Source organism: Rhodoferax sp. (assembly GCF_014859475.1).
GTDB lineage: Bacteria > Pseudomonadota > Gammaproteobacteria > Burkholderiales > Burkholderiaceae_C > Rhodoferax.
The window spans coordinates 1-8,043 of sequence record NZ_JACUUE010000111.1 but is presented as its reverse complement, the minus strand read 5'-3'; the positions used below and the strand labels follow the sequence as shown (position 1 = coordinate 8,043).

General features: G+C 63.4%; 7 protein-coding genes. 2 read left to right on the top strand and 5 right to left on the bottom strand.

Translation table 11 applies throughout. From position 1 onward, the window contains the following. Together IBX54_RS10110 and IBX54_RS10105 are read right to left on the bottom strand one after the other, a co-directional pair. Positions 1-764: enoyl-CoA hydratase (locus IBX54_RS10110; RefSeq protein WP_296542531.1), on the bottom strand; the 764-nt coding region annotated here is incomplete at its 3' end. Between the two features lie 10 nt (positions 765-774). Beyond that, the gene (locus IBX54_RS10105; protein ID WP_296542530.1) at positions 775-1,209 is read right to left on the bottom strand and encodes a CoA-binding protein; all 435 of its coding nucleotides are present in this window, start codon (positions 1,207-1,209) and stop codon (positions 775-777) included. A 97-nt stretch (positions 1,210-1,306) separates the two neighbouring features. Between IBX54_RS10105 and glmU the strand changes: the two genes are divergently transcribed. Then, positions 1,307-2,731, top strand: a complete 1,425-nt coding sequence (gene glmU, locus IBX54_RS10100; RefSeq protein WP_296542529.1) for a bifunctional UDP-N-acetylglucosamine diphosphorylase/glucosamine-1-phosphate N-acetyltransferase GlmU — start codon at positions 1,307-1,309, stop codon at positions 2,729-2,731. Positions 2,732-2,827: 96 nt separating this feature from the next. On the opposite strand, the gene IBX54_RS10095 is transcribed toward glmU, so the two are convergent. Together IBX54_RS10095 and IBX54_RS10090 are read right to left on the bottom strand one after the other, a co-directional pair. Further along, positions 2,828-3,316, bottom strand: a complete 489-nt coding sequence (locus tag IBX54_RS10095) for an Lrp/AsnC family transcriptional regulator (protein ID WP_296542528.1) — start codon at positions 3,314-3,316, stop codon at positions 2,828-2,830. 27 nt (positions 3,317-3,343) lie between these two features. Beyond that, positions 3,344-4,234, bottom strand: coding sequence for an EamA family transporter (locus IBX54_RS10090; RefSeq protein WP_296542527.1), 891 nt, complete (start codon positions 4,232-4,234; stop codon positions 3,344-3,346). Positions 4,235-4,370: 136 nt separating this feature from the next. Here IBX54_RS10090 and glmS point away from each other — a divergent pair, with 136 nt between their 5' ends. After that, positions 4,371-6,233, top strand: coding sequence for a glutamine--fructose-6-phosphate transaminase (isomerizing) (gene glmS, locus IBX54_RS10085; RefSeq protein WP_296542526.1), 1,863 nt, complete (start codon positions 4,371-4,373; stop codon positions 6,231-6,233). 13 nt (positions 6,234-6,246) lie between these two features. Here the strand turns inward: glmS and ggt are convergent, their stop codons facing one another. Next, complete coding sequence (gene ggt / locus IBX54_RS10080) at positions 6,247-8,016, bottom strand: gamma-glutamyltransferase (protein ID WP_296542532.1); 1,770 nt, start codon at positions 8,014-8,016, stop codon at positions 6,247-6,249. Positions 8,017-8,043 lie beyond the last annotated feature (27 nt).

Sequence of the window (8,043 nt, the reverse complement as noted above, 5' to 3'; positions counted from 1 at the left end):
TTCTCGATGAACGCCTGAACGCCCTCCAAAGCAGATTCATCCATCATGTTGCAGGCCATGGTTTGCGCTGCATCTTCATAGGCAGCCTCGATGCCTGCCTCGAGCTGGCGATAAAACAGGCCTTTTCCCAGAGCCACCGCCACGCGTGGCTTGACGACGATGCTGGCTACCAGGCGTTCCACTTCTGCGTCCAGGTCTTCAGGCGCGGCGATGCGGTTGATCAGGCCCTTGCTCAAGGCCTGTTCGGCACTGAGGAATTCGCCCGTGACCAGCATCTCGAACGCCGCCTTGCGGCCGACGTTGCGCGTGAGTGCCACGCTGGGGGTGGCGCAAAACAGGCCCAGATTGATGCCATTGACGGCAAACCTGGCGCTGCCGGCGGCCACCGCCAGGTCGCACATGGCGACCAGCTGGCAACCCGCCGCGGCGGCGACACCGTGCACACGCGCAATCACCGGCACGGGCAGCTTCTGAATCGCCATCATCATGCGCCCGCACTGGCGAAACAGGCGCTGGTAGTAGGCCTGCGACGGCTCGGCACGCATTTCCTTCAGGTCGTGGCCAGCGCAAAACGCCTTGCCGGCAGCGGCCAGCACGACCACGCGCACCGTGTCGTCGCTGGCGATGCGATCGAGCTCGCCTTGCAGGGCCTCCAGCAACGCTTCGGACAGCGCATTGAAAGCGGCCGGACGGTTCAGCGTCAGGGTGACGGCACCGCGCGCATCGCGGCTTGTCAGGACCAGGGGGTCAGTAGCAGGGTTCATGACGGTCTCCTCAACCAAGTTGCCCAGCGTCCAACAGGCGTTCATGTTCGATCTTGACGCACAGGTTCATCACCGAGTCCAGCCCGGCACCGCGTGCCAGCTGATCAGCCTCACGGTTTTCCACGCCGATTTGCTGCCACAGGCACTTGGCACCGATCTGAACAGCCTGCTCGGCAATGGGCAACACGTCTTCGGTGCGCCGAAACACATCGACCATGTCCACGGCAAACGGGATGTCGCCCAAGCTGGCGTAGCAGGGCTCCCCCAGAACCGACTGATTCGCCGTGGCATAGCGCGGATTGACCGGAACGATGCGAAAACCGTGCTGCTGCAGGTACTGGGCCACCCGGTGACTCGGGCGATCAGGTTCGTTGGACAAACCCACCACCGCAATGGTGCAGGGCAGGCGCAGCAGGCGGCGCAGGGTGTTATTGTCAGTGCTCATGGTTTGGTTTCCTTGTGTCTCATTTTGACATCATGCCACTCTTGGCTGCGACAGGGATAATCCAGCCAGATCAACCATTCGAGCAGCGAGGCAGAGCATGACCGTGAATTCAAACCAAGCACAGACCAAGCCGGTTGATGTGGTCATTATGGCCGCCGGCAAGGGCACGCGCATGAAAAGCAAATGCCCCAAGGTCTTGCACCAGCTGGCCGGGCGCGCGCTGGTACAGCATGTGGTCGATACAGCGGCGGCCTTGTCAGCGCGCCAGGTCACGGTCATCACCGGCCATGGGGCGGATGAGGTGGAGGCGGCACTGCAAGTCGGCAAGCACGGCGACTTTGTGCTGAACTTTGTGCGCCAGGAGCCGCAGCTGGGCACCGGCCACGCAGTGCAGCAAACCGTGCCGGTGCTGCGCGACGACGGCATCGTGGTGGTGCTCTCGGGCGACGTGCCACTCACCCAGCCTGACACGCTGCAACAGCTCATTGCAGCAAGCGCTGGCAGCCAACTGGCGCTGCTGACCATTGATTTTGCCAACCCCACGGGTTATGGCCGCATTGCGCGCAGCGGCGACGCGGTGCAGGCCATCGTCGAGCAAAAAGATGCCACGCCGGCGCAGCTGGACATTACCGAGATTTACAGCGGCATCATGGCCGTGCCGGCGCTGCAGCTCAAGCACTGGCTGGCGCGGCTCGACAACCACAATGCCCAGGGCGAGTATTACCTGACCCAGATCGTGGCCTTTGCCGTGGCCGACGGTGTGCCGGTGGTGGCGCACAAAATTACCGATGCCGTGCAGGTGGCCGGTGTCAACAGCCCGGTGCAGCTGGCCGAACTCGAGCGCGCCTACCAGCGGCGCCTGGCGCTGCAGTTGATGGAGCAAGGTGTGCGCCTGGCCGACCCGGCGCGCCTTGACGTGCGCGGCCAGCTGCAATGCGCGCAGGACGTGTCGATCGATGTGAACTGTGTCTTTGAAGGCGAGGTCACTTTAGGCGAAGGTGTGCGCGTGGGCGCCAACTGCGTCATCAAAAATGCCAGCATTGGCGCCGGTGCCGTGATCCACCCGTTCACCCACATCGAGGGCGGCAAACCAGGCGGCAAGGACGCGGTCGAGGTCGGCCCCGGTGCCCTGATTGGCCCGTTTGCACGCCTGCGCCCCGGTGCCAAACTGGGGGCCGAGGTGCACATCGGCAACTTTGTCGAAGTCAAGAACTCCACCCTGGCCAAAGGCGCCAAAGCCAACCACCTGGCCTACCTGGGCGACGCCACGGTGGGCGAGCGCGTCAACTATGGCGCCGGCTCCATCACCGCCAACTACGACGGCGCCTTCAAGCACCGCACCATCATCGAAGCCGACGCCCACATTGGCAGCAACTGCGTGCTGATCGCGCCGGTGACCATTGGCGCCGGTGGCACGGTGGGAGGCGGCTCGACGCTGACCAAAAACACCGCGCCGCTGGCCCTGACGGTGGCACGCGGGCGCCAGATCAGCATCACGAACTGGAAGCGGCCAAGCAAGTAAACGCCAGGAGCCTGGGCGGCAGAGCGTTCTGTGCAGGTAAAAGGAGGAGCCCGCAGGGCGGGGGACACGCAGCAGAGCGCTCTGCCGCCCAGGCTCCTAGGGCAAGGGCAGCCGCGCGCCGAACTTGCTGCGCTTGATGCTGAAAAACGACTTGACGTTGCGCACGTTGGCATCGAAGGTGAACAGGCGCTGGGTCAGCGCCAGGTAGTCAGGCATGTCGCGCGCGTGCACCACCAGGCAAAAGTCCGGCCCGGGGGATACGCGGTAACACTGCTGCACCGCATCCTCTTGGGCCACTTTCAGCTCGAACGCTTCCAGCGCCTGCTGGTCTTGCCGGTCCAGCGTGATCTCTACCACGGCGCACAGGCCGTGGCCGATGATGGGCGCCAGGGCATCCACGCTGAGCACCGCAATTTCACGCTCGATCAAGCCAGCCCCGTGCAGGCGCTTGACGCGGCGCAGGCAGGTCGGCGGCGACACATGCACCAACTCGGCCAGCGCCTGGTTGCTCAGCGACGAGTCACGTTGCAGGCGCTCCAGCAATTGCAGGTCAATGGCGTCAAGTTCAGGCTGCAATACGCTCATGTCAAGCTCCCATCATCAGACATTGTGTCAACGGCGCTGCCAGCGCCGTGCCCACCACGGCCACAGCAGGTTCAGCGCCAGGCCCAGCATCACCAGCGCGGCGGCCAGCAGCTTCCAGCCCGGCAGGCCCTCGCCCAGCCACAGTGCCGAGCCGCCCATGCCAAACAGCGGTACCAACAGCGCCATGGGCGTGATGGTGGCCGCCGAGTAGCGCGACAGCAACCAGCCCCAAGCGGCGTAGCCAAACAGCGAATTGCCCCAGGCCTGCCAAGCCACTGCGGCCCAGGTGAAGGCGTCGGCCTGCTGCAAACCCGCAGCCAGCGCGTCCCAACCCTCTACCCAGAGCGACAAGGCGGCCAGCGGCGGCACGGCAAACAGGCTGGACCACACCACATAAGCCACCATGTTGATGCGCCCGGCGGCACGCGACACCAAATTGCCACCGGCCCACGACAGCGCGGCCAGCAAAATCAAAGCCAGCCCCAGCGGCGTGGTGCTGCCGTCGGTGTGCGACACGATCACCCCCAGACCGGCCGCGCCCAGCGCCAGCGCCAGCCACTGAACCCGTTGCAGCGATTCACCCGCCATGAGCATGGCCAGACCAATGGTGAAGAACACCTGGGTCTGGATCACCAGCGACGCCAGGCCCGGCGAGATGTGGCCGTTCATGGCGACAAACAGCAAACCAAACTGGCCCACGCCAATCAGCAAGCCATAAGCAGCCAGATTACGCCAGGGCACCGCCGGCCGGGGCAAAAAAAACACCATCGGCATTACCACCACGACAAAACGCAGCGTGGCAAACAACAAGGGGGGCATCTGCCCCAGGGCCAGCTTGATGACCACAAAATTGGTGCCCCAGACCGCCACCACAGCCAGGCCCAAAAGAAAGTGTCGCAGCGATAGTGATGTTTTCATTCAATATTTGTACTTTTATGAAATAAATATTTTCTCTTTTTCATTATAGAAATTTAAGTTCATTAAAATTAATAAATAGATACCTTATTTCATAGCCAGGCCTCTAACATGAGAAGCTTCACTTCAGGAGTTCCCCATGTGTGGCATTGTCGGCGCCGTATCCAATCACAACATCGTCCCCATTCTGGTGCAAGGCCTGGCCCGGCTCGAATACCGGGGTTATGACTCCTGCGGCGTGGCGGTGGCCGCCAATGGCTTGACGCGCGCGCGCAGCACGGCCCGGGTGTCGGAGCTGATGGAACAAATCGAGACCACCGGCCTGCAAGGCAGCACCGGCATTGCCCACACCCGCTGGGCCACCCACGGCGCGCCGGCCGTGCACAACGCACATCCGCACTTCAGTCACGGCCCTGGTGTCGATGCCTACTCAAAGCCGGGCCGCGTGGCCCTGGTGCACAACGGCATCATTGAAAACCACGATGAACTGCGCGCCGCCTTGCAGGCCAAGGGCTACGTGTTTCAGAGCCAGACCGACACCGAGGTGATCGCCCACCTGATCGACAGCTTGTACGACGGCGACCTGTTTGAAGCCGTCAAAGCCTCTTTGGCATCGCTGCAAGGCGCCTACGCCATTGCTGTGTTCTGCAAGGACGAACCGCACCGCCTGATTGGCGCACGCGCCGGCTCGCCGCTGATTTTGGGCATCAGCCCCGACGCGCATTACCTGGCCAGCGACGCCATGGCCCTGGCGGGTGTGACCGACCAGATTGTTTACCTCGAAGAAGGCGACGTGGCCGACATCCAGCTCGGCAAGTACTGGCTGGTGGACAAGGCCTTCAAGGCCCTGACCCCGGACCAGCGTCCGGTCAAAACAGTGCATGCGCACAGTGGCGCGGCCGAACTCGGCCCCTACCGCCACTACATGCAGAAGGAAATTTTTGAGCAGCCGCGCGCCATTGCCGACACGCTCCAGGGCGTGGACAGCATCGTGCCTGAGTTGTTTGATGGTGCAAACGCCAGCGCCGCGCGTGTGTTCAAGGATATCGACTCGGTGCTGATTCTGGCCTGCGGCACCAGTTACTACAGCGGCTGCACCGCCAAATACTGGCTGGAAAGCATCGCCAAAATCCCGACCCAGGTCGAAGTGGCCAGCGAATACCGCTACCGCGACTCGGTGCCCAACCCACGCACCCTCATCGTCACCATCACCCAAAGTGGCGAAACCGCCGACACGCTGGCCGCGCTGCGCCACGCCCAAGGCCTGGGCATGACGCACACCCTGACCATTTGCAACGTGGCCACCAGCGCCATGGTGCGCGAGTGCGAACTGGCCTACATCACGCGTGCCGGGGTCGAGATTGGCGTGGCCAGCACCAAGGCCTTTACCGCCCAACTGGCCGGGTTGTTCTTGTTGACGCTGGCGCTGGCGCAGTCGCGCGGCCTGCTCAGCGGGCCTGAGGAAGCGCGCCACATCAAGGCCTTGCGCCACCTGCCCGCCGCCCTGCAGGCCGTGCTGGCGCTCGAGCCCCAGGTGATCGCCTGGTCGCAGGACTTTGCCGCCAAGGAAAATGCGCTGTTTCTGGGCCGTGGCCTGCACTATCCGATTGCGCTCGAAGGCGCCCTCAAACTCAAGGAAATCAGCTACATCCACGCCGAAGCCTACCCGGCGGGCGAGCTCAAACACGGCCCGCTGGCGCTGGTCACCAGCGCCATGCCGGTGGTCACCGTGGCGCCCAACGACGCGCTGCTGGAAAAGCTCAAAAGCAACATGCACGAGGTGCGCGCCCGCGGCGGCGTGCTGTACGTGCTGGCCGATGCCGATTCACACATTGAAAGCAGCGAAGGCGTGCACGTGATCCGCATGCCTGAGAACTACGGCGAACTCTCGCCCATGCTGCATGTGGTGCCGTTGCAATTGCTGGCTTACCACACGGCGTGTGCGCGCGGCACCGATGTGGACAAGCCCAGGAACCTGGCGAAGAGCGTCACGGTGGAGTAACCCCGACAGGGCCTCAGTTACCGCTGGCGCTGCCTTCGCGGCGCGGGTCGGCACCACCAGCGTAGCTACCCGCCGCCGGGTTGCGTGACAGCAGGCCGGGCTGACCATTGGCACGGTAGCCGTTGAAGACCACACCGTGCACGCCGCTGGTAAAGCTGGTGGTTTGCGCCACCGTGTGGCCACGTGCCTTCAGATCGTCGCGGATGGCGGCAGTGTCAATGACCGAGCCTTTTTCGAGCGCGGTTGTGGCGCTGGTCTGGGCGCCAAAGTTGGGCAGGTTGATGGCTTGCTGCACATTGAGCTTCCAGTCAACCAGGCCAATCACGGTTTTGGTGGCGTACTGAATGATGGCGCTGCCGCCGGGTGAGCCGATGACGGCCTCCAAGTCACCCGAGGCGGCGTTGAACACCATGGTGGGCGCCATCGAGCTGCGCGGGCGCTTGAGCGGCTCGACCCGGTTAGCCACCCAACTGCCGTCGGCGTCTTTGTCAGTAAAAGAGAAATCGGTCAGCTGGTTGTTGAGCAAGAAACCACGCACCATTTGCAGGCTGCCAAAGCCGTTCTCAATCGTGGTGGTCATGGCCACGGCGTTGCCGTTGCGGTCCACGATCGACATGTGGCTGGTGGATGGCAGGTTGGCCGAGGTGTCGGTGCCAGCCGGATTGAAGACACCAGCGGGCATACCGGCGCTGGGCGTGCCCATGGACTTTTTCATGTCGATCAAGGTGGCGCGCTGGTTCAGGTAGGCCGGGTCCAGCATGCCGGCTTGCGGTAGCGTGACAAAGTCAGCGTCGGCGATGTACTTGGCGCGGTCAGCGTAGGCCAGCCGATAGGCTTCGGAGATCACATGCACCGAATCAGCGGTGTTGGCCTTCATGCCGGCCAGATCAAAGTTTTGCAAAATGCCCAGCGTTTGCAAGGTGGTGATGCCGCCCGAGCTGGGTGGCGGCATGCCGCACACTTTGTAGCTGGTGCGGTACTCCGCGCACACCGGCGCGCGCACCTTGCTGGTGTAGCCACTCAGGTCGGCCAGCGTCAGGCGCCCTGGGTTGGTCGGGTGGCTGCTGACTTTGTTGACGATATCTTGCGCCACCGGGCCGGTGTAAAAGGCATTGGCACCGCCGCTGGCAATGCTGCGCAAAGTGGCGGCCAGTTCGGGGTTTTTCAGCAGCGTGCCGGTGGCCTTGGCGCTGCCATCGGCATTCAAGAAGTAACTGGCAGCGGGTTCGCCTTGCGCCTTGATGCGCGCGGCGCTGGCGGCAATCGACACACGCATGCGCTCGCTGATGGCAAAGCCGTCTTCAGCCAGTTTGATCGTCGGGGCAAACAAGTCTGACCAAGGCAACTTGCCGTGCGCTTTGTGTGCGGCCTCCAGCATGCGCAACAGGCCCGGCGTGCCGACCGACAAGCCGCCATCGACTGCGGCAAAAAAGCCCAGCGGCTTGCCACTGGCGTCCTGGAACATGTTGGCCGAGGCCGCCGCCGGTGCCGTTTCGCGCCCGTCGTAAGCCAGCAGCTGGTTGGCTGACTTGTCAAAGTGCAGCATGAAAGCGCCGCCGCCAATGCCGGAGGACTGCGGCTCAACCAGGTTGAGCACCATCTGCACCGCAATGGCCGCGTCCAACGCGCTGCCGCCACGCGCCAAGATGTCCACACCCGCTTTGACCGCCAACGGGTTGGCAGCCGCCACCATGTCCTGGTTGGCATAAGCGATCGACTTGGCGGTGTAACCGGAGGGCGGCTCGGGCGGCAAGAATTGCACGGCTGGTTCGGCGTGCGACAAGGGCTGGACACTGCACCCCTGGCTGGC